Annotated in this window: 21 protein-coding genes; 6 read left to right on the top strand and 15 right to left on the bottom strand. The window is 46.3% G+C overall.

Annotation, left to right across the window (positions count from 1 at the left end; translation table 11 throughout):
* Nucleotides 1-12: 12 nt before the first annotated feature.
* From AAV90_RS02280 to spoVT, 15 genes are all read right to left on the bottom strand, one after another.
* Entirely contained in the window at nt 13-537 is a 525-nt protein-coding gene (locus AAV90_RS02280; RefSeq protein WP_046495366.1) for an HD domain-containing protein, read from the bottom strand.
* Nucleotides 538-1,155: 618 nt separating this feature from the next.
* Entirely contained in the window at nt 1,156-3,090 is a 1,935-nt protein-coding gene (gene ftsH, locus AAV90_RS02275) for an ATP-dependent zinc metalloprotease FtsH (RefSeq protein ID WP_084691438.1), read from the bottom strand.
* Between the two features lie 132 nt (nt 3,091-3,222).
* Complete coding sequence (gene tilS / locus AAV90_RS02270; protein ID WP_046495364.1) at nt 3,223-4,599, bottom strand: tRNA lysidine(34) synthetase TilS; 1,377 nt, start codon at nt 4,597-4,599, stop codon at nt 3,223-3,225.
* Between the two features lie 542 nt (nt 4,600-5,141).
* Nucleotides 5,142-7,616: a stage II sporulation protein E gene (spoIIE, locus tag AAV90_RS02265; RefSeq protein WP_046495362.1), complete on the bottom strand. Its 2,475-nt coding sequence runs from the start codon at nt 7,614-7,616 to the stop codon at nt 5,142-5,144.
* 431 nt (nt 7,617-8,047) lie between these two features.
* Nucleotides 8,048-8,959: a Ppx/GppA phosphatase family protein gene (locus AAV90_RS02260; protein WP_046495360.1), complete on the bottom strand. Its 912-nt coding sequence runs from the start codon at nt 8,957-8,959 to the stop codon at nt 8,048-8,050.
* A gap of 400 nt (nt 8,960-9,359) precedes the next feature.
* Nucleotides 9,360-9,815: a S1 RNA-binding domain-containing protein gene (locus AAV90_RS02255; protein ID WP_046495358.1), complete on the bottom strand. Its 456-nt coding sequence runs from the start codon at nt 9,813-9,815 to the stop codon at nt 9,360-9,362.
* Between the two features lie 83 nt (nt 9,816-9,898).
* A complete protein-coding gene (locus AAV90_RS02250) occupies nt 9,899-10,186 on the bottom strand; it encodes an FtsB family cell division protein (RefSeq protein WP_052729546.1) in 288 nt (95 codons plus the stop codon).
* Nucleotides 10,173-10,406 (bottom strand): helix-turn-helix transcriptional regulator, encoded by a 234-nt coding sequence (locus AAV90_RS02245; RefSeq protein ID WP_046495356.1) that lies wholly within the window; start codon nt 10,404-10,406, stop codon nt 10,173-10,175. Before AAV90_RS02245 ends, AAV90_RS02250 begins: the two co-directional genes overlap by 14 nt.
* A 168-nt stretch (nt 10,407-10,574) precedes the next feature.
* The gene (gene yabQ, locus AAV90_RS02240) at nt 10,575-11,006 is read right to left on the bottom strand and encodes a spore cortex biosynthesis protein YabQ (protein ID WP_046495354.1); all 432 of its coding nucleotides are present in this window, start codon (nt 11,004-11,006) and stop codon (nt 10,575-10,577) included.
* A gap of 11 nt (nt 11,007-11,017) precedes the next feature.
* On the bottom strand, nt 11,018-11,287 hold the full coding sequence (gene yabP / locus AAV90_RS02235; RefSeq protein WP_046495351.1) for a sporulation protein YabP: 270 nt from the start codon (nt 11,285-11,287) through the stop codon (nt 11,018-11,020).
* A 216-nt stretch (nt 11,288-11,503) separates the two neighbouring features.
* On the bottom strand, nt 11,504-11,746 hold the full coding sequence (locus AAV90_RS02230; RefSeq protein ID WP_046495349.1) for an RNA-binding S4 domain-containing protein: 243 nt from the start codon (nt 11,744-11,746) through the stop codon (nt 11,504-11,506).
* Between the two features lies 1 nt (nt 11,747).
* On the bottom strand, nt 11,748-12,044 hold the full coding sequence (locus AAV90_RS02225) for an HU family DNA-binding protein (RefSeq protein ID WP_198142798.1): 297 nt from the start codon (nt 12,042-12,044) through the stop codon (nt 11,748-11,750).
* A gap of 113 nt (nt 12,045-12,157) precedes the next feature.
* On the bottom strand, nt 12,158-12,925 hold the full coding sequence (gene mazG, locus AAV90_RS02220; RefSeq protein ID WP_046495345.1) for a nucleoside triphosphate pyrophosphohydrolase: 768 nt from the start codon (nt 12,923-12,925) through the stop codon (nt 12,158-12,160).
* Between the two features lie 691 nt (nt 12,926-13,616).
* Nucleotides 13,617-15,158 (bottom strand): putative polysaccharide biosynthesis protein, encoded by a 1,542-nt coding sequence (locus AAV90_RS02215; protein WP_046495343.1) that lies wholly within the window; start codon nt 15,156-15,158, stop codon nt 13,617-13,619.
* Between the two features lie 141 nt (nt 15,159-15,299).
* Nucleotides 15,300-15,863, bottom strand: coding sequence for a stage V sporulation protein T (gene spoVT, locus AAV90_RS02210; protein ID WP_046495341.1), 564 nt, complete (start codon nt 15,861-15,863; stop codon nt 15,300-15,302).
* Between the two features lie 211 nt (nt 15,864-16,074).
* Here spoVT and AAV90_RS02205 point away from each other — a divergent pair, with 211 nt between their 5' ends.
* The 6 genes from AAV90_RS02205 to AAV90_RS02180 all read left to right on the top strand — a co-directional run bounded on the left by AAV90_RS02205 (nt 16,075) and on the right by AAV90_RS02180 (nt 21,654).
* Nucleotides 16,075-17,193 carry a GerAB/ArcD/ProY family transporter gene (locus tag AAV90_RS02205; protein WP_046495338.1) on the top strand — a complete coding sequence of 373 codons (1,119 nt, stop codon included), beginning with the start codon at nt 16,075-16,077 and terminating at the stop codon, nt 17,191-17,193.
* Between the two features lie 71 nt (nt 17,194-17,264).
* Nucleotides 17,265-18,827 carry a spore germination protein gene (locus tag AAV90_RS02200; RefSeq protein WP_052729545.1) on the top strand — a complete coding sequence of 521 codons (1,563 nt, stop codon included), beginning with the start codon at nt 17,265-17,267 and terminating at the stop codon, nt 18,825-18,827.
* 1 nt (nt 18,828) lies between these two features.
* Entirely contained in the window at nt 18,829-19,971 is a 1,143-nt protein-coding gene (locus AAV90_RS02195; RefSeq protein WP_046495336.1) for a Ger(x)C family spore germination protein, read from the top strand.
* Between the two features lie 18 nt (nt 19,972-19,989).
* Nucleotides 19,990-20,199: a hypothetical protein gene (locus tag AAV90_RS02190; RefSeq protein ID WP_046495334.1), complete on the top strand. Its 210-nt coding sequence runs from the start codon at nt 19,990-19,992 to the stop codon at nt 20,197-20,199.
* Nucleotides 20,192-21,388, top strand: a complete 1,197-nt coding sequence (locus tag AAV90_RS02185; protein WP_046495331.1) for a Ger(x)C family spore germination protein — start codon at nt 20,192-20,194, stop codon at nt 21,386-21,388. The genes AAV90_RS02190 and AAV90_RS02185 overlap by 8 nt, the downstream gene beginning before the upstream one ends.
* A gap of 17 nt (nt 21,389-21,405) precedes the next feature.
* A complete protein-coding gene (locus tag AAV90_RS02180) occupies nt 21,406-21,654 on the top strand; it encodes a hypothetical protein (protein ID WP_046495329.1) in 249 nt (82 codons plus the stop codon).
* Nucleotides 21,655-21,656: the final 2 nt, after the last annotated feature.

The following is a 21,656-nucleotide window of genomic DNA, read 5'->3' as shown; positions in this document are numbered from 1 at the left end:
GTCCATTTACTCTTAATATTCAAAAGCGGTCACACTGAATTCCTTGTTGCTCCGTTTGGGACAGTTGGCACGGTCTTCGCACTGACTGCAAACCCGGGACAGGTTATCGGCCCGGTGGACGCGCTCACCCAGGAAACTCATGTCCCGGCTGATATTACGGTGCTCATATACTGCCCGACAGATTAATTCTATTTCGTTAGGATTATAAAAGACTCGCGGCAGTATATCGCGGGCCAGCCTGGCACCAAAGGCAGCATGGTCAGCTCCGGTGCGGTATTCATTCCATTTTCCGATATCATGCAGCAAACCGGCAGCATATATACATTCCTTGGCAGCCAGTTTTCCACTCAGACCGCCTTCTTTGACAAAATAGTTCAAATCGTTGTGTTCCAGAACCAGAATATAGGCAATCCGGGCCACGTCAATATGGTGCTGCAGACCATGCTGGCAGTATTTATTGGCGCTTTCCTCTTCGTTATTGTTGTTGATATATTCAATGTAGTGCGCGTCTTTTAATAGCAACTCTACCCTTTTCATTTTTTCACCCCTGCGAATTGTATTTGAGGGTTTTGCATAATCAGGTTGATTTTATGACCGGGTATGTCCGTGGATAATGATTTGAGAAAACGAAGCTTAAAGTTTCTTCGTTAACCGTAAGCATTAATAGATTTTCTGAATAAGCAAAATCTCATTATAATTATTTATATTAAACGGCTGAACTAAAAATCCTTCCCCATAAAATTATTTATATAATTTTTTCTAGCTCTTTCGTCAATTTGTATTATTATTATCTTTTGTCTGCGAGCAACGTTCTTATGCTTTTTTTATTTAGAAAATCGGTGCGGATTGGCACGGTTTTTAAAATAAAATTTAACCCCGCAGCGGATGCTTTAGCTTTTGCGAGGGAACGAATTATCTAAATTCGCAACACACAGCTAACTTTTTATTAGGCGGCTGTACCCTTCGGGCACTACTGATGTTGCCCTTGGGGGTAGTAATAAAATAGACACAGATAACAAAGATCTATTGGGTTTTCACACATTTTTTAATAAATATCTATAAATTACCTGTGAAAATCCTTGTAATCCGTGTTATCTGTGTCTATTAAGGTGCTAAAAATGTTTTGCCTGACTATCCTAGTGGGCGGCTGGGGTTTTATTCCGCCGGTACATCATTTTCCGGGACGCCGGGTTGGTCTGCTTCTTTAGCTTCCTGTTCCGGGTTTGCCGGCAGCTCTGGTGCATTTTGGTTCTGATCCGCTGACTTGTCAGCTTCATTGGCAGCCTGTCCATTAACGCCGGTCATAATTTCTTCAAATTCATCGGCTTCCATGCTTTCCTGCTCAATTAAGCGGCCCGCTACAATATGCAGTTTTTCCATGTTATCCTTTAATATCTGTTCGGCTTTCTCATAACTGGCTTCCATATACTGCGAGGCTTCCTTGTCGATAGCATAGGCAATGGCATCAGAATAGTTGCGATCCCGGGAAATATCCCGGCCCAAAAATACTTCCTCGCTTTTATGTCCAAATGTGAGCGGTCCTAATTCTTCACTCATGCCGTATTCGGTGATCATCTTGCGGACGATACTGCTGGCACGCTCCAAGTCATTCTGGGCGCCGGTGCTGATATCATTGAGAACCAGGGCTTCGGCTACCCTCCCCCCTAAGAGGGTGGTAACTTCATCCAGCATATGGGATTTGGTAATATAGTTGCGATCCTCCTCAGGCAAAAGCAGGGTATAACCCCCGGCACGTCCGCGCGGAATAATTGATATCTTGTGCAGTTTGTCCGTATGCGGCAGAGAATATGCAACCATGGCATGACCTGCCTCATGGTATGCCACCAGACGCTTTTCTTTTTCGGAAATAACCCGGGTCTTTTTTTCCGGGCCGGCGATGACCCGTTCTATCGATTCTTCCATTTCCCCCATGCCTACTTTGTCCTTGTCACGGCGTGCCGACAACAATGCCGCTTCATTCACCAGATTAGCCAGGTCAGCACCTGTGAAACCAGGGGTTCGCTTGGCCAGTATTTCTAAATTTACCGATTCATCCAGAGGTTTGTCTTTTACATGTACCTTCAGGATCTCTTCCCGACCTTTGACATCAGGACGGTCAATCAGGATATGGCGGTCAAATCTGCCTGGTCTTAAGAGGGCCGGATCCAAAATATCCGGGCGGTTGGTGGAGGCCATAACAATTATGCCCTCATTAGTGCTGAAACCATCCATCTCAACCAGCAACTGGTTGAGGGTTTGTTCCCTTTCATCGTGCCCGCCGCCCAGACCGGCTCCGCGCTGGCGGCCGACGGCATCAATTTCATCTATAAATACGATACAGGGTGCATTTTTCTTGGCCTGTTCGAACAGATCCCGTACCCGGGCTGCACCTACACCTACAAACATTTCCACAAAATCAGAACCGCTGATGGAGAAAAAAGGGACTCCGGCTTCCCCGGCAACGGCTTTGGCCATTAAGGTCTTGCCGGTTCCCGGCGCACCATAGAGCAATACTCCCTTGGGGATTTTAGCGCCTATTTTTACGAATTTTTCCGGGTTTTTCAGGAATTCAACCACTTCGGCCATTTCTTCCTTGGCTTCTTCCGCCCCGGCTACGTCTTTAAAGGTGGTTTTAACGGCTTCTCCAGACATCATGCGGGCTTTACTCTTGCCAAACTGCATAACCTTATTGCCGCCGCCCTGGGTTTGGTTCATGATAAAGATCAGGAAGGCAATCAGGATAAGAATCGGGAACAGGGTTGTCAAAAGCGATGTCCACCATGGAGGCGGGTCTTCGGCTTTGGTTTTTACCTGCACGCCTTTTTCCTGCATGGTTTTTTCGATACCGCTTTCTTTGGTAGCAACGGTAGTAACCTTGTCTCCGTTTTTTAACTGAGCCGACACCGTATAAACGAGGTTATTAACTTCAATATTTGCTGATTTGACTTCTCCAGCCTGCACCTTGTTATAGAATTGGGAAAAGGAAATTTCCTCTACTTTTGCCTGCGGTGCTGAGGTCATTTTTATTGCAAATAAGGCCAGGAGAACAATCAAAACATAAATCGCAATGTTTTTTAGGGCTCTGTCCAATTAATTACCTCCCCTGTTTGGTGATTTTTTATGGCAATGCAGCTTGTGCTGTTTTTAGCCTATGTGGTTTAAAACATTGTCATATTGTAGCATAAGCGGGATGCCTTTTCAATTTACCGTATGGTTTTATATTCAGATCTTTTTTATTATCAGCACGGTTTGGGTGGCGGCACTTACAGCAGCGGCCTGACTGACGCAATGACCCAGGATAGCATAGATTTTTCCTTCCTGGGACGCCAAAACCGGAACCAGATCCCGCTCCCAAAAGGGCACTTTTTTTTCGATCAGATACTTTTTTAGGCGTTTATGACCGGAAAAACCCGCCGGTTGAAAAACATCGCCTTCCTGACGGGAACGAACCACCAGAGGCTGGGGCATTTTATCGTAATCCAGATAGATTACTTCTTCTTGCCTATCTCCCTTATCCGGGGTAGACCCACCGGCTGCCTCGACTGAAAAATAGTAGGCGCTTCCCCCCGGCAATTTAACTTCACCGGGAATAGCTATCCTTAGACAAAAAGCCTGGGGTTTTGACCAGTTTTTTGTAAATATTATTCTCTCATAAGACTTGTTGACCAAAAGCTGCTTTTTTAGCTTTATAACCTTAGCTGAACCGGGTTTTTCGCTTAATTCTAAGATCTTTTCCACATCCCGGGCTTCCCACCCGCCGGGGCTGCCCAGCTTAGCCAAAGCTCGCATCACCAGACGCCTTCGGACTGCCAGCGGCATTTGGCTGAAGAGCGGCAGGGAAAATATAATCGTATTAGGTTCTGCTTTTTCGACCACCCTATTCCAATAGGCGCTGGTTTCATCTTCCAGAAATTCATTCTCCGCTTGGGCAATATCCGCCAAACGGTTGAGGTTGGCAACGATACGCGGATTGTATTCCTGTTCCAACAATGGAATCAACTGGTGGCGAATGCGGTTGCGCAGAAATTCCGGATCTTCATTGCTCTGATCCCAGCAGTAGTTTAGGTTGTTTTTTTTAAGATAATAGATCAGTTCTTCTTTTTCCACTGCCAGCAAGGGCCGGATCAATTCACCGTTTTGCGGCATAATGCCTCGTAATCCCTGGATGCCCGAACCTCTTAAAAGATGCAGCAAAACTGTTTCAGCTACGTCATCGCGATGATGGGCGGTCGCAATTTTGGCTGCCCCTTGTTCCGCCAGCAAAGTATAGAAAAAACGATACCTGGCCCGGCGGCCGGCATCCTCCAGGGAGGTTTTTTCCTGACGGGCCAGTTCTCTGACGTTGATCTTGCGAATGTGGCAGGGTATACCCAGACTATGTGACTGCTCCGCTACAAATTCAGCCTCGGCCTGGGCTTCAGGGCGCAAATCGTGGTTGACATGCGCAGCTACAAGCTCAATATCAAGCTGGGTTGAAAGGGTTTTTAAAATATTTAAAAGCGCCATGGAATCAGGCCCCCCGGAAACGGCCACAATCACCCGTTCCCCCGGCTCAAGCAACCTATTGTCAATAATATAGTCCTTAACCACCGTCAACATATAATCCCCCGCTTTTATTAGTAGACGCAGATTGCGCGGCAACTTGGGAACGCAGTGTCTATCGGCAGTTCCCGCAGGGTGATTTACGTGGCTTTTTAGTCGTAAATCGCCTCGGCTGTGTGCCGGGTCGCTATTTATGCGGCTGTGTAAATCTGTATCTGATTAATCCCTGTAAACGGGCGTTATTCGCGTCTATTAACACCTGTCGTCTATTTAATATCCTACCCAAGTTGGAGCGGTTGTCAAACAAAAGACCCCAGGTTTTTTCCTGAGGCCGGGCATATGAATAATAAAGTCCTTAACCGCCGTCACCATATAATCCCCCGTTTTTATTAGTAAACGCGGATTGCATGGCAACCATAATTAGGAACTAAGTGCCTATCGGAAGTACCCGCAGGGTGATTTACGCGGCTTTTAGCCGTAAATCGCCTCGGCTGTGTGCCGGATCGCTATTTAAGCGGCTGTGTAAATCTGTATCTGATTAATCCCTGTAAACGAGCGTTACCCGCATCTTATGAAAGCTTTTATTATTTGTTTTTAGATTAGATTAATTCTAATTTCAGGCAGATAACGGTCATGTCATCGTGGGGTTTGCCATCGGCCAGTTTTAAGGCCTGGTTTATAACCAGATCGGCTACTTGCTGGGGCTCGGTTTCATGCATATGCCTTAAAAGGTCTGCAATCCACTTTTCTCCGTTTTTTTGGCGGGAGACCTCCATGACCCCGTCACTGACCATTATAATCATATCCCGGGGCAACAAGGATCTTTTGGCACTGGCCGGCTCAACCTCTTCCAATATTCCTAAAGGCAGTGAGGAAGTATTTATTACACTGACCTGCTGACCTCGTTTAATAAACGACGGAGCGCCGGCCGTTTTGAAGAAATCAACGTCACCTGTATAAAGATCTATCATTACCATATCCACGGTCGTAAAAGTGTCACTGCGGGAACGCAGCAAAAGTACTGAATTTACAGTCTTTAACGCCAGTTCCTTGTCAAAGCCGCTGTCTAACAAATCCTCCAACAGCCTGACAGCGGTGCTGCTCTCCTCCCAGGCTTTTTCGCCGACACCCATGCCATCACCTAATACGATCAATTCCTTGCCGCTTTTAAGTGTGGTTATAGTCAGGCTGTCTCCGCTTAATTCTTCCCTGGCCACTTGGGCGGCCGCAGTGTTTACCTGATACGTAAATGTCCGCGCCAAGGTAAATTCGCAGGCTCCTTTACCCGGCAGGGGCGGACATTTTTTTTGACAGACCTCCATTTTATAACCCATAAGCGAAGATATGGCCGGAGCGATACTGAGTTCGCAGCCGCTGCCGTCTATACACGACCCGCAGACAACGTTTAATAGGATCTGCTCATCCGCGGCGCGCAGAGGGATGATATCTTTCAGATTGATGCCCATCCGTTTACATGATTTCAGCAGTTTATCCCGCATTTCAATATCCACAAAGGTATCGACATCGATTTCCTCGGCCAGGTTTCTAACTACTTGGCTGACCCCTTTAAGCTGATGGGCCACCAGTTCCCGCGATTCGTCCATCTTTTCCGACCAGTATTCATTTACCCGCAGATTGTCAAATAGATAGTTTATGGTCGTTATCAATTCTCTTCCATTAATACACTTGCGTTTAAAAGCGGGCGGGCAATCATCATAACTTAACTGCCCCTCCCTCTCAATGATGCTGAAAAGGTCGAGTATCTCCTGAGAAGTATTGTAATAGTCCCGATGCCAACAACTATTGAATCGGGTGCAGCCATCACAGAAGCCATGGGCCAGTTCATCGTAGAGATAGCTAATATATGAACTGTTGCGCCTATTGCCATCCCGTTCCGGATTGCCGGCGAAAGTAGCACTTAACTCATCGAAAACCTGGGCCAGGTGATGGATACGATTTTCAACCGATTGCTTGACGCGGCTATCCACCTTTTTAAAGTCCAGGTCTTTTCCGGCATCCAGCGACCCCAGACTATGATAAGGCAGCTTATCCTTTAAGGACTCCGGCAAAAGGAAGAACATCATACTGGCAATCACGGTTTCCCACATTCCCAGGATGGTTACCTGGCTTTCCGCAATAAACATGGATAAGGCCAGATTTCCCAACATAAAGCCTATTATCACTCCCAGGCGTCCAAAGTTTCGAAAAGCACCGGCTAAAAGTCCGGATATGGAGTAAATTCCCAGGGTTTGGGCAAAAACACTGGAGGCGATGGAAGGAATGATGCCCGACATTACGCCCATTATAGCCCCTCCGCCCATACCCCAAACGTATGCGGCTGTCATAATCCCCAGCCGGCACAGGATGCTGCTTACCTCCAACCCGGCCACTTTAATATCGTTTAAACCCATAATCAGGGCAATACCCATAACCATAAAGGCCGCCATTTCTTCAAAGCTGAAATGGGCTACGGCTTTCTTTTGCTTTATAACCTGACCGCAATTTAAAAAAACAAAGGTAATAACCGCACTGATCATGGCTTCAAAAACGGCTACCATTTCCTGATAGAAGTTTATGCCGCCAATCAGGATCGCTATGGTTTTTACCAGGATAACCACCGTCAGTGTAATCAGGGGCAGCTCCCACCAACCTTTGCTCTCTTCAATTTTAATATAATTAAGTACCAGGGCTAAAGCTCCTACCGCCAAAACATTGGTCAGCAGAGCTGTCCCTTCCAGTACGGTAGAGAGTCCCAGCAGGGCCGCACTAACCAAAACAAGGCTGCGTTTCTTGTCCTTGACCGCGAAAACGGCCACAAATGCGTAAATAAAAGGAAGTAGCTCACCAAGGATAAAGGCTCGAGACATAATAATCGCCCCCAAGGCCAGGAGCAGATACTCGGCCTTTAATAGAGCCATTATTTGCCGGCTTGCGGTTTGTAGATTCTGCGCGTTAAAAACCCGTTTAATATCTAAATTGATACGGGGAAGGCTGTTTTTTTCCTTCCTTCTGGCTTCTCTGGACGGTATTTGTTCCTCTACTCTTTGAAAAGGGTATACTTCCAGTCTTTCCATTTGTCTATTACCCCCTAATCCTAAGCCTGAGTCCCACTATTATACCAAGGGGGCGCTAGATAAATTGTCAGCTCTATAGAGCGGCAATTATTTTTTTCAAACAAAATCCTGGATGTTTTTCACATAGCCGCGGGTAACGGGGATTTGGTGAGAATAATAGACACGGATAACACAGAATTAATGGATTAACACAGATTTTTTAGAATTTTATTTTTTGACCTTTAAGAACACGTATGCCCGGAGTCTTTGTATTTCTGCGGAGGCTAAAGCCTCCGCTACGGGTTATTGGCTGCTCTGCTACGGGACTTCGTATGCCTGCGGAGGCTGAAGCCTCCGCTACGGGCTATGGGCTGCGCCGCTACGGGCCTTCGTATGCCTGTGGAGGCTGAAGCCTCCGCTACGGGTTACGGACTGCTCCGCGATGGGTTGTGTTATCTTTGTCCATTATTACCGCTAAAATCCGCAAAATCCGTACTGTCCGCCTCTATTAAAGACCAGATGATGCCTTGCAAGAGATCGTTTTCACTTATATAAAGCTCAGTTTTGTCTAGTTTGGCAAGGGTTGTCTTTACGATCAGGGCTCCTGCTACGATAATATCGGCTCTTTCCGGCTGCAGACCCGGCAGACCGCGGCGCTTAGATAAAGGGGTTCGGGCCAGGAGTTCATAAAGATCATCTATCTCCGTGCGGCTCAAGCGGCAGCCATGCACCAGACTGGGTTCAAAGGTAGCCAGACCTAATTTTATCGCCGCCAGACTGCTGGCGGTTCCGCCCGTAAAAACCAGTTGGTGTTCTCCGAAACGGTGCTGAAATTCCTGGATGGGGTCAAGGTGTCGGCTGATTTCTGCCGCTGACATATTCAGTTCGGTAGCCCGCACCGCCCCTAAGGGAATCGATAAAACAAAATCCGGTTCGCATATAAACTCCATACTGCCGCCGCCTAGATCAACCACCAGGGGCGGATGTTTAAGGGATAGCCCTTTTACTACGCCCTGATAACTCAACCGGGCCTCAGCTTCGCCGCTGATAATATCAACTTTTATCCGGCTGTGCGCGGCCGCCTGCTGCACAAAATCCTGGCCGTTAATCGCTTCCCGCACAGCGCTGGTAGCAATAGCCTGATATTTTGCCACCCCCCAGTCCACCAGGATTTGATGATAGTCAGTCAGGCAGGCCAGGGTTCGACTTAGAGCTTCCGGCTTAATCAAACCGGTGTCATTTAAACCCTGGCCGATACGGGTGGTTTTAAGATCCTTATATAATGGGATCATTCGCTTTCCGTCAAACTCTGCGATAAATAAACGGCAGGAATTAGTTCCTATATCAATAGCTGCATACTTCATAATTAATCCCCCTGAATAGTTGCTGATTGCGCGGAACTGCGCGGTTATTTTAGGCACTGAATTCAAGTTTTCTCGCGGAAGCTAAAGCTTCCGCTACGGTATTGTATTGCGCTTATTTGAGCGGTCTCGCGGAAGCTAAAGCTTCCGCTACGGTAAGCTGGGCGGTAATTTGAGCTGGGTTGTTAATCTGTATTAATCTGTGTAAATCTATGTCTAATTTATTTAAACCGCGCAAATCGGCGGGAATCCGCGTTATCCGCGTCTATTAATTAAACTGGGGTTCGTTTCCTCGCGGAAGCTAAAGCTTCCGCTACGGTAAGCTGGGCGGTAATTTGAGCGGAATCTGCGTTACCCGCGTCTATTAAAAAAAGCACTTCGTTTGGGAAGTGCTTTTTATGTCTTATGAATTATATTTGTTGCGTCGCCTGGTTTCGGTTCTATTTTTAAGAGGCTGCATCCTCTCATCGCTTTCCTTTAAAAACTTGCTGATCTTGTCATCCAAAGTAACGGGGGTTTCAGGTTTTTTCGGATTGTTAAAACCACGATTGTCGCGTCGGTTATCGGCTCGATTAAATCTCGGCTGGCCGGTCACCGATGGCGCAACCTTGGGGGTTGATGCCTGTTTTATGGAAAGCCCTATTTTCTTGCCATCAATGCTTAGTACTTTAACACTGACCGCATCGCCTTCCTTAATAAAGTCCTTGACATCTTTTACGTAGGTATCTGCAATTTCAGAAATGTGCACCAAACCTACCAATCCACCTGGTAACTCAATAAATGCTCCAAACGTAGTGATACCCTGGACTTTGCCTTCTATTATGTCGCCAGGTATAATATTAGTTTGTTCAGTTGGCATTAAAATTAGATCCCCCTCAAAAATATACTATATTTAATTGTATGCAATGCTTAGGGCACAGTCAACCTCAAACTGTTAATTTATTACGGTTCTATAACCTCAATCACTACCCTTTCGCCCTTTTTTATCATTCCCAACTGTTCTCTGGCAATTCGTTCAATAGCTTCGGGGGATTTTAATTCTTCCAATTCCTTTTGGCGTTCTTTATTTATCTTCGTCAAGGTTAATTTTTCCTGTTGCAGTTCACTTTTGCGGTTTGCGAGTTCCCAAATCGTATGAACCCGGGGTACAATCGTGATCATTAAAAACATACAGATCAGACCGGTTACTGCCCATTTAAGCGGCCTGCGCTCCGGGTTATTCTTTTTCATCTTCATCCTCCCCGTCATAAAGTCCCATGACATCGCCCGGCAACACAATTACAACCTCATAGCCTTTGCTGCGGGCGCGGTTATACAGGGTCGCGACCGTACTGGCACTGATTTTGAGCGTACGGGTTATCTCCTCCGTACTTTTGCCCATTTCCTTGAGTACCACTACTTGTCTCTCCCTAAAGCTAAGTTTCTCTGCTCCTCTGATTTCTATCTGCATTTTAACTACACACTATCCACAATTTATCCACAAACTGTGGACAAATTTATTATAATTTATCTTTCGGGATAACGATAGTTAATTCCTGCTCGATAAAAACATTTTGACTCCTTTTTTGGAAAAGTCCCCTGTTCATCCAGCCAAAAAAGGTCTGGCCGGACTTCATGACTAGGGTTCAATATCGGCAGGAGGCGGCGCAGGAGGACGCTTTTGCCGCCAGTTCCTGATACGTTGCCTGGCCCATTGAATTGGCTTTTGCAGCAGAATGACAATTTTGCGCAGGCCTTTTTCGCTGGCTGTTGCCATGGCCTGAAGGGGCTTTTTCATTTTGCTGGACAGCAGTTTGAAATAAATAAAACCGCCCGCAATAAGAAACACAAAGAAATATATCCTCAATTCACCCTGACTTATCAACAGCATTCCGATAGATATCAACAGGATCATTAGGCCCCAGATAGAAATATCCAGTAGGTATAGCGAATACCGGCCGGCTCGCAAGGCACGCACCGTTAATTGATAGTAATGAAAAACCATTCCCGCTATCAACCCCAGCAACAGGGTCAGGAAAAATGTTTTTATCTGGGCGAAAAGACCCAGCAAAGCAATCCCCCCTATTTAAACAGCCGGTTTAATATCGTCTTGCCGCGGGCTTTAAAATCAGCACCCTGGGCCTTGTAGGCCAGGTGGCTGATGTTTCCATGTATGGATACCTTGCCATTGTCCAGATTAAGCATGGTAATATGCAGTTCCTCGCCTCCAATTTCCAAACATCCCATCATCGTATCCAGAATGATTTCCTCATCATCGAAATTAACAACATTGTTTACCCCGGAAAGATCAATTGACTTACGGTTTATCATATTAACTGAATGATCGGTCATACGCTTAGGCTCCCCTTTCTTATTAAGGTTATAAGACGCTGATTAGGGCAGAATAACTTACTTTACGCAGACTCTTTTTTTAAAATTTCCCCTAGTTAGAGCATCACATATGCATACCCCTAAGAAAAGTTATGCTTCCAAGGGCTTATTTATGTCACAAATCCCGGCGGGCAGCAAAAAACCGCCCTGCATAATTTCTAATACAGGGCGGTTGGATTATTCGATTATACGATATAGATTTTTGGCTTCGGCGGCTTTGACATTGTCTTTAATATCAAGGATTTCAAATACTGTTTCACGGTCGCCTATGCGCAGGGTAAGTATATCTCCTTTTTTGACATCTGTAGACGGCTTGGCTATTCTACCGTTAACCATGACCCTTTCGCCTTCGGCAAAATCTTTAGCAACAGTACGTCTTTTGATAATTCTGGATATTTTCAGGAACTTGTCCAAACGCATCTTAATCTACGGCATCTTTTAATGCCTTGCCGCATTTGAAGGCCGGAACTCTGGCCGCGGGAATGCTTATTTCTTCTCCGGTCTGGGGATTTCTGCCCTTCCTGGCCTGCCGCTCTCTTACTTCAAAGGTGCCAAAGCCAATAAGTTGTACCTTATCTCCTGACTTTAAGGCATCTTCAACTGTACTGAAGAAAGCATTGACAACTTTCTCCGCATCCTTTTTGGTTATATCGGCTTTCTGGGCTACTTCGCTGATTAATTCGGTCTTGTTCAAGATATCCCTCCTCTGAGTATTAATGGTATATTGTGCTATTCGCCTTTTTAATTATTTATCCTTCTTTTTGGTCATAAAAGTTGCCCGCAGGGGTTTTTGACGGAATTATCACTGGGTTAAAAGTCCTCCTTGGCAGTTTACAGGCCCTTGGTTTTAGCTTCATCCCAAATCTGATCCAGCTGAGCCAGATTATAATCTTCCATCCGCTCCCCGGCAGCCTCTATTTTTTTCTCAATATAATGAAAACGCCGCTCGAATTTGTCATTGGCTGCCTGCAAGGCCTGTTCTGGTTCAATTCCCTGTAATCTGGCCACATTCACTAAGGCGAACAGGACATCTCCCATCTCCTCCCGTATCTCCTGTGCACTCTGGGCAGCGACCAGTTCATCTACTTCTTCCTTAAACTTGGCTGCCGCCTGAACGGCATCCGGCCAATCAAAACCTACCCGGGCCGCTTTTTCCTGCATTTTCTCAGCCCGCATCAAGGCTGGCAGGCTATTGGGTATGCCCTCCAGGAGATATTTTTTGCCTTCCTTTTTCTTAAACCCTTCCCATTTGTTTAGCACATCATCGGCGGTCTTTAGATCCATATTCCCAAAGACATGCGGATGCCGGTCGACCATCTTTTTGCTGACCGCCCTGGCAACATCCGCAAAATCAAAGGCCCCGGCCCGCTCAGCCAGAGCCGCATGAAATACTACTTGCAGCAAAAGATCTCCCAATTCGATGGCCAGTTCATCCATATCCTGCTGATTGATTGCTTCAATTACCTCATAGCATTCTTCAATTAGATACCTGATCAGGGATTCGTGGGTTTGTTCCTGATCCCAGGGACACCCTCCTTCACCTAAAAGCCGATCCATTATAGCAATAAGTTCTTCTAAAGCTTGTCCATTGTCTCCCATGCAAAAAACCTTCTTTCGTTAGTAAGAAATAGACGCGGATAACGCGGCAACCTTAGATATGAACGCAGTTCATATCAGTAGTCCCCGCAGGGGGCAACCTTAATTATGAACGAAGTTCATATCAGTAGTCCCCGCAGGGGGCAACCTTAATTATGAACGAAGTTCATATCAGTAGTACCCGTAGGGGGCAACCTTAATTATGAACGCAGTTCATATCAGTAGTCCCCGAAGGGGGCAACCTTAAATATGAACGCAGTTCATATCAGTAGTACCCGCAGGGTGCAACCTTAATTATGAACGAAGTTCATATCAGTAGTACCCGTAGGGGGCAACCTTAATTATGAACGCAGTTCATATCAGTAGTCCCCGAAGGGGGCAACCTTAAATATGAACGCAGTTCATATCAGTAGTACCCGCAGGGTGCAACCTTAATTATGAACGAAGTTCATATCAGTAGTACCCGTAGGGGGCAACCTTAATTATGAACGCAGTTCATATCAGTAGTCCCCGTAGGGGGATTATTTTTAATTAATAAAACGCTATTAGCAGCATAATCGTAAATGCTCAAAAGAACCGGCAACTTGGAGGGGCGACCTGGGGTCGCTCCGATGCAGCGGAAGCTAAAGCTTCCGCTGCCACGCCTCCCACCTTACTCCTCACACGCGGTTTTTGTTTTGCTGCCAGGGCAGGGTTAGCTGATTATTTTTCTTAGCATATCTCTGTCCAGTTCTTTTAGCAGGAGCAGGAGTATTCCGTATATACCTACGCCTATGCAGATAGCTATCAGGGTGGAGATATGCGAGTGGATTCCGGAACCCACGATCAGGGCATAGGAAATCTTAACACCTATAGCCATCAGTACCGTAGCCAGGGTTAGTTTCAGCAGACGTCCGGTTTCATAGTGCACCTTGGTAAAACGTTTCAGATAATACAGGTTAAGACCTGATCCTACTGTAAAGGCCAGCACCGTGCCAATAGCCGCACCCTGTATGTTGAGCGCGGGGACACTGGTTAGGGTGAAATTAAACAGCACTTTAAGGGCTCCCGTTATAATCAGGCTGCGCATAGCTACCTCGGGTCTGCCTATGCCCTGCAGCCCGGCACTGGAAAGTTGAAAAGCAGCCAGGACGATGGTGGAAAAAGCCAGTACCTCCAGTGGCAATCCGGCCTCCGGAGCCGCATACAGCAAATCGCAGATCTGATAAGCCAACACATATAAACCGGCGGCACAGGGCAGGGAAATGATCATGGCCGCCCTGAGTCCATAATTTATGCGGCTGTTAAGGGTGTTGTAATCCTTTTTGGCCAGGGCTTCGGACACCGCCGGAACCAGACTGGTAGCAATAGAAATGGTAAATATGGTCGGCAGGCTGATAAGAACCGCCGCCATACCAGACAACTGTCCATATAACGCCGTTGCCTGGGAAGTGGTATAGTTTATGGCCATCAAACGACCAGGCACGATAATCGCATCCAGCATCTGTACCAGCGGCAAAATCACCGCTCCAAATGATACCGGAATAGCCAGGCGCACTACTTCCCGAGCCAGGCTGAAAGAACTGTCAGGTCCAATGGGGGCCGATAAACCCTGGTTTTTCTTTTGGAAAAATATATAAAAGCATATAAGTACGATTAGACCTACGATACCGCCCACGACAGCTCCGAATGTAGCCCCGGCGGCCGCATATTCCAACCCTCGCGGGAACAGAAGGAAAGCCAGGATTAATACCGCCGTAACCCTGAACAGTTGCTCTATCACCTGAGAAACTGCCGTAGGCAGCATCCATTGATAGCCCTGAAAATAGCCCCTGAAAACCGACATCAGCCCGGAGAAAAATATGGCCGGGGCAACTGCCAGAATAGGGTAGTAGGCCCTAGGTTCATGCAATACCTTGGCTGCTAAAAAATGCGCCGCCTGCATAACCAAAAGGGTCAGTAAGATACCAAATATGAATAACATTAATAAGGAAACCTTAAATATTCTTTTGCTGTCACCACTATAGCCCTCTGTTTCCCGGCGGGAAACCAGCACCGATATTGCTACCGGTACACCGGCGGTTGCCAGGGCCAGAATCGTTGTATAGATGGGATATGCCATTTGATAAAGGCCCATGCCCTCGGCACCCAGCAGGCGAGCTAAGGGAATGCGATAGATGGCTCCCAGGATCTTGCTTATGGCTCCGGCGATGCTGAGTATAAGCGCACCCTTAAGAAAGTTGCTCTTCTTCTCCATTTCAGCCTCCCCAGCTTAAAATCTTTGCTTAAGATAGTCCAGAACGATGATTAAGTCAAGTAATTTTTGACTTTTGGCAAATTACTTGCCGTTAAAAAAGCGGCCCTGGGACAGGCCGCTTCAAAACTACGGGTTGTCAGACTACTGTTCCATTTGTTTAGCCAGGAATCCAGCCGCGGTTTCTGCCAGCTTGACTTCCAGCTCACCCAATTTGGTCGCAGGATCTTTGGAAACAATCATAACAGCACCAATAGGATCACCCTGGGTTATGATAGGTGCAACTACCTGAGCCCTGATCGTATATTCCCGATCATCGGTCTGGATTATGTGCATATTCTCATCATCTACATTTTCCATATCGTTCATTATGATAGTATTGCGGTCTTCCAAAGATTTTTCCAGTAATTTTCCCACCGGTTTGCTTAAAAACTCCCGTTTATTGCCGCCCGCTACAGCGATAATCACGTCCCGGTCAGCTATCATGGATATATGCCCGATCGTTTCGTAAAGTGATTCTGCATATTCCTTGGCAAAATCCCCTAACTCACCAATGGGAGAGTATTTCTTTAATATAACTTCCCCTTCACGATCCACAAAAATCTCCAGAGGGTCGCCTTCACGTATGCGTAAAGTTCTTCTTATTTCCTTGGGGATTACTACACGCCCCAGATCGTCTATGCGGCGTACAATGCCTGTTGCTTTCATTAACAACTATCCCTCCTTTTTTTTAATAATATTGAAAATGTTGTTTTCTTTCTCAATGATAGTATATAACTCAAAATACCCTTTTATTCACTTTTTGCCATCAGACTTAAATAAAAAAAAATCAGCTTGTTTTCGGGTTGTTTAACGGCCGGTTATATTTAAGCCTTAACTTGGTGACAATAGTTTTGACTTTAATAAAAGGGGATTAATCATGACCAGACTCACCTATTACCAGTTTCTTTGCCTGCTGATTCTCTTGATAGTCCCGGTGGCCGTCTTGGAGGTTCCCCACCGTTTGCTCCATTCAGCCTACCATAACGCCTGGCTGACAGTTGTGACGGCTATTATACCGGGTTATTTGCTGGTTCTCATGTATAACTACATCATTCAAAAAAGCCATCAGTCTTTTCCGCACATGCTGGATGAACATTTCGGCAAAATTATCGGGAAATCTCTGGCTTTTATATACATTATCGCCTTTTTTTTAAGCAGTGCTTTTACCCTGCGCCTGCTTGTCGATTTTATGAAGCTAAACGTTTTGCCCTCCACACCCATCAGTATTTTCATTATCTGTATGCTCTTTACCGGTTTTGTGGCTATTAAAATAGGTTTTAATGTTATTGTCCGGGCGTGTGAAATAATTATGCCGCTGGGTTTAGTATTGACTTTTTTAATCGTTATTATTGCCTTGTTTACCAATTATCAACCCGAACGCCTCCTGCCCCTGGCCAATGTAAGCCTGTCCGGTCTTATGTCAGGAATGTCCAATACCTGTGTTATTTTCGCCAAAACCATGCCGGTACTGCTCCTGGCTTTTTGGCTGCCGCGCAAAGAGGATGCCTTGGTTGGTCTTAATATGGCACTGTTGTTGTTTATTGCGGCGCTAACCTTTGTCCTTCTGGTCCTGGTAATAACCATAGGCACTATTCCCTCCCTTAGTTTTGTATTTCCGACTTTTAATATGATTCGTCTGGCTAGAATAGGAGTTTTTGTCCAAAACCTGGATATCGTTTTTATAACCGTTTTTATAGCCGGTTTTTTTGCAGCTATTACTATTCCCTGGTTTATGGCCTGTTTTACCATAAAGGAACTCTTTAATCTGCGGGACTACCGCTTGCTGGCGGCTCCCACCAGTTTAATCATCGGTGTTTTATCCATAGTAATTAGCAACAATAGTTTACAGGTTGTTGCCTGGAGTCTTTATGTCATTCCCATATTGTACGGGATAGCCTATATCATTATTCCCCTGCTCATCTTTCTGGCAGCCTGGATTAAAACCCCTAAAAAGCCTAATGCCGCCAACCCGATCCAGATCAACTCCAGTGAATAACCAGCCCTTTAGCGGTAAAAACTAACTCCATGCGGATTTGATTTCCAGGAAGACTACAGAAAGGAGCCTTTATGCGTATTATCAAGCATAAAAACCAGGCAAAACTGCGTCCCCCGGAAGAATTGATTAAGCAACCGATTTCGGCCAGTTTTCAGGAAAACCTGGACAGGTTATCGCGTTTGCTAAGTTCCTGCTCAGATGTGGTAATCAAGGAGTTTAGTTTCGGCCAACCGGGTATCCGGGCCGGTATATTCTTCTTTGACGGGCTGGTCGATAAATACCAGGTTGAATACAGTCTTTTAAAACCCCTGATGTTGGAATTGAATATGCAAAACAATCCCCCGCCCGTTAATAGTATCCAGGATATGTTAAACTACGTGGAAACCCGTATCCTTAACATGTCGGAGCTTAAAAAACTCGATTCTTTGCAGGATGTCTGCCATCACATGACTTCCGGGGATACGGTACTTTTAATAGACGGCTATACCGAGGGATTAGTAGCCGGTACCCGTTCCTGGGAAGCCCGCGCGGTTCAGACACCGGAAAATGAAATCACGGTATTTGGCCCTAAAGAAGGCTTTACCGAAACCCTGCGTTTTAACACGGCCCTATTAAGAAGAAAACTCAAGTCGACCCAATTTAAAATGGAATCCCTGACCATAGGCCGGGTCACCAAAACGGATGTTATCGTCTGTTACATTGATAACATCGCCCCCGCCGGACTGGTTGAAGAAGTGAAAAAACGTTTGGAGAATATCGATATTGACGCCATCCTGGATACAGGCTACATCGCCGAGTTGATCACGGATTATAAATGGACCATCTTTACCCAGACGGAGCATACCGAAAAACCGGATCGGGTTTGCGGCCAGCTTCTGGAAGGCAAGGTATGCATAATAGCCGATGGTTCGCCGATGGCCCTGATCGTGCCAATATCTTTTCCGGAATATATGATTTCTCCCGAGGATTACTATGTCCATTTTATAGCGGCCAGCCTTTTTCGTATGCTGCGTTTCGTGGCCTTTTTGATGGCACTCCTGCTGCCATCTTTATATGTAGCGATCATAACTTATCACCATGAAATGATTCCCACTCCCCTTTTGCTGACGATTGCCTCGACCCGCCAAGGGATACCTTTTCCGGCCTTTTTGGAAGCATTGCTGTTAGAATTTACCTTTGAGCTGCTGCGTGAAGCCGGTTTGCGTTTGCCCCGGGCAGTCGGACCGGCAGTCAGTATCGTTGGGGCTTTAATCATTGGCGATTCTGCCGTGCGAGCCGGTCTGGTATCCACCCCCATGGTTGTGGTGGTAGCCTTTACCGGTATCGCATCATTTGTCAATCCGTCCTATAATGCCGGAATCATTATCCGTATAGCCCGGTTCGGATTTTTGTTCGCATCAGCCCTCTTAGGTTTTATGGGGATTATCATTGCCTTAATCCTCATGATGTTGAGGATGGCGTCCCTGTCATCGTTCGGTCTGCCTTACCTGTCCCCTCTGGCTCCTCTGAATCTAAGTCAGATGGGCGATATCCTGGTACGCCGCCCTTGGTTTAATAATCACAACCGCCCTTATATAGGCGGGATGCAAAATGTGGTGCGCCAGGCTGGCCCTGAACAGGATGGAGGTCGCTAAGATGCGTCACATAGGGTTGTGCGGGCTGATACTGGCCGCCCTTTTGATAGGTGGTTGCGGAAAAATTGAGCTGCAGGACACGGGCATCCCTCTATCCGTAGGCGCTGATCTAAAAGATGATCAGATAGATCTGGCCATTTGCCTGGCCAATCCGCTGCCCACTGAAAAGTCCACTGATAATGAACCGCAATTCATGGTTCTAAACAGCAGTGGCTCGACCTTTTCCGAAGCGATCAGAAATATCAGCCTCTCCTTTTCCGACTACCCACTGTGGAGCCATTTGCAACTCTCCATAGTCGGAGAAAACCTGGCCCGTAGCGATATGTCCCTGGTTTTGGACTTTATTACCCGCAACCGCTATGTACGCAAAGATCTTTTAATTGTAGTGACGCACAAGGTTACCCCGGCCGAGATACTCAGTGTCAAGCCTATACTGGCACCCCATCCTCCCACCGCCATCAAAAAGATGTTAAAGATTCAGGAGGCTGAAACAGGTATTTATACCCCCATGAATTATACGGAAATACTGCACCGCTTTCTAACTGCGGGGATAGAGCCGATTATCCCCATGATCACCATTGACAGATCCGGAGCAGAAGATAGGTTCCTGCTGGATGGCATGGCAGTTTTTAAAGGCAGGAAAATGGTCGGCATTCTGAATGAAAATGAAAGCCGGGGATTTCGACTGATGAGACCTGAACAAATACGGGGTGGCTTGTTTATCATGCCCTCCCCGCTTAACCGCAAAAACCTGGTAACCCTGGAACTGTCCCGCTCCCAGGCCAAGATCACACCGGTATTTAAGGATAACCAGATGATAATGAAAATCCAGCTAAAAGCAGAGGGCAATTTTTATGAACAAAGCGGGACGGATAATCTTTTTACCGAACCAATGTTTAAACGACTGGAAGCAGCGGCCGAGCAGGAATTAACGCAGCAAATACTGGATTCTATTCACAAAGCCCAGGAATTAAACAGCGATATATTTGGCTGGGGAGAGATGGTTTATCGGAGCGACCCACGCATCTGGAAAACCCTGGAGCCAAAATGGGATCAGATTTTTCCAGCTGTGCAAAGCGACATCAGTGTAGACTTTTCTTTGCGGCGCTCTTACCTGACGGACAAATCCTTTGTTTTCCGCTAATAATATGGAGGTTTAACAATGGTATGGCTTTTAATCGGACTGTATGGCTTAATCCTGATCATGGAACTGCCCCAACTGTTTCGAAAAAGATGGTATCTGGAGACAGGATTTTTTATGGTCTTGTTAGCCATAGGCATTTGGATGAGTATTTCTTGTTATAACGATGGGCAGATAACGGAGTTTTTCGAATATATAAACACATATTTGCTGGAGGATCTGGATGGTTAAAAAAATCCTGTTAGGCTTTATTTGCTTCTGGTTACTGCTTTTTTTGGGCGGATGCTGGGACAAGCGGGAGATAAATGATAGTGCCATTCCCTTAGCTATCGGGGTGGATCTGCGGGAAGATAAAAAAATCCAGGTCACAGCATTACTGACCCAACCTCGGCCTTCCGCGGAGCCGGAAGCGCACAAGGCTACTCAACTGATCAGCGCCAATGACCGGGGAGCTGCCATGGCGGCCCGCAGACTTCATTTATCATTATCCCAGTTCCTGGAATGGGCCCATGTAAGAACCTTTGTCCTGGGAGAAAACCTGGCATCCCAGGATCTGGCACTGGTAATAGATTTTATGACCCGCAATAGAAATCTCCGGCCGGACATGAATCTGATGATATGCGGACAAACCAAACCTGAAAAGCTGTTTGCTCAGATCGGCAGTCTGGGCGATGGAGGGTTAATGCAGCTCGTTTTTTTCAGTGAACGCCAGTCCGGTATCTACACCCCTATGGACATAGGGGAATTTGCCTACCGGTTAACAACCCCCGGCATAGAACCGGCAGTGCCGATGGTTATTTTAAAAACGGAGACTTCTAAAAGGCCGATTGCAGAAATAATGAATAAGAAGCCGCCGCAGACAAATAATAAGCAGGAAAAGATCGTTTTGCAGGGTATGGCGGTTTTTAAAGGCCCAAAAATGGTCGGTATACTTAACGAAAAGGAGAGCCGCGGCTACCGCTGGCTGAATTCCAAGCACAAGCAAGGGGGCATGTTTGCTGTGAAATCCCCGTTAGATCCTGAATCTTCTGTGGCATTGGAGACGGTGCGTTTTTCCGGCAAAACCAGACCCAGCCTTAAAGATGAAGAACTTAAGATGCGCATCGATATTGAAGCCAACCTGTCTTTTTACGAAACCACCGGTACCGCTGAACTACTGACACCGGAAACGATAAGTCTGCTGGAAGAACAAGCCGGTGTTACGATCAAGGATCAAATCGCAGCCTGTATCAAAAGGTCGCAGCAGTTAAACAGTGATATCCTGGGTTGGGGAAGTAAAATACATTCCTATGAGCCTAAGGAATGGCAAAGGCTTAAAACGGAGTGGAATACTATATTTCCCCATGTCGAGGCTGATATTCACGTTAAGGTTCATATAAAGCGCGCCTATCTGGCTCGTAAAATCAATGGCTTTAAATAAAAATCCGGGGGACACTTATGCCGAGTTCCATATTGTATTATGTATTACTCTTTATGTTGCTGTTCACTGTCTTTCAAGTCCGAACGCTGCTTAAAAGCCAGGCGTACAAGGAGCTTATCGTGGCAGTTGTTTTATTCCTGCTGGCTGGATTGTATGGCCTGGATATAGCTTTTAACTGGCATTATCTGCCCAATCCTAACGCCTTGATATACGTTTTGGAACCGGTCTCACAAGCATTGGAAACACTTTTGCAGGTTACAGACTAGAT

The sequence above is a fragment of the Syntrophomonas zehnderi OL-4 genome (assembly GCF_000983115.1).
Classification (GTDB): Bacteria; Bacillota; Syntrophomonadia; order Syntrophomonadales; family Syntrophomonadaceae; genus Syntrophomonas_B; species Syntrophomonas_B zehnderi.
Note: the sequence above shows the minus strand (reverse complement) of the source record. Positions and strands in the feature narration are given on the sequence as shown.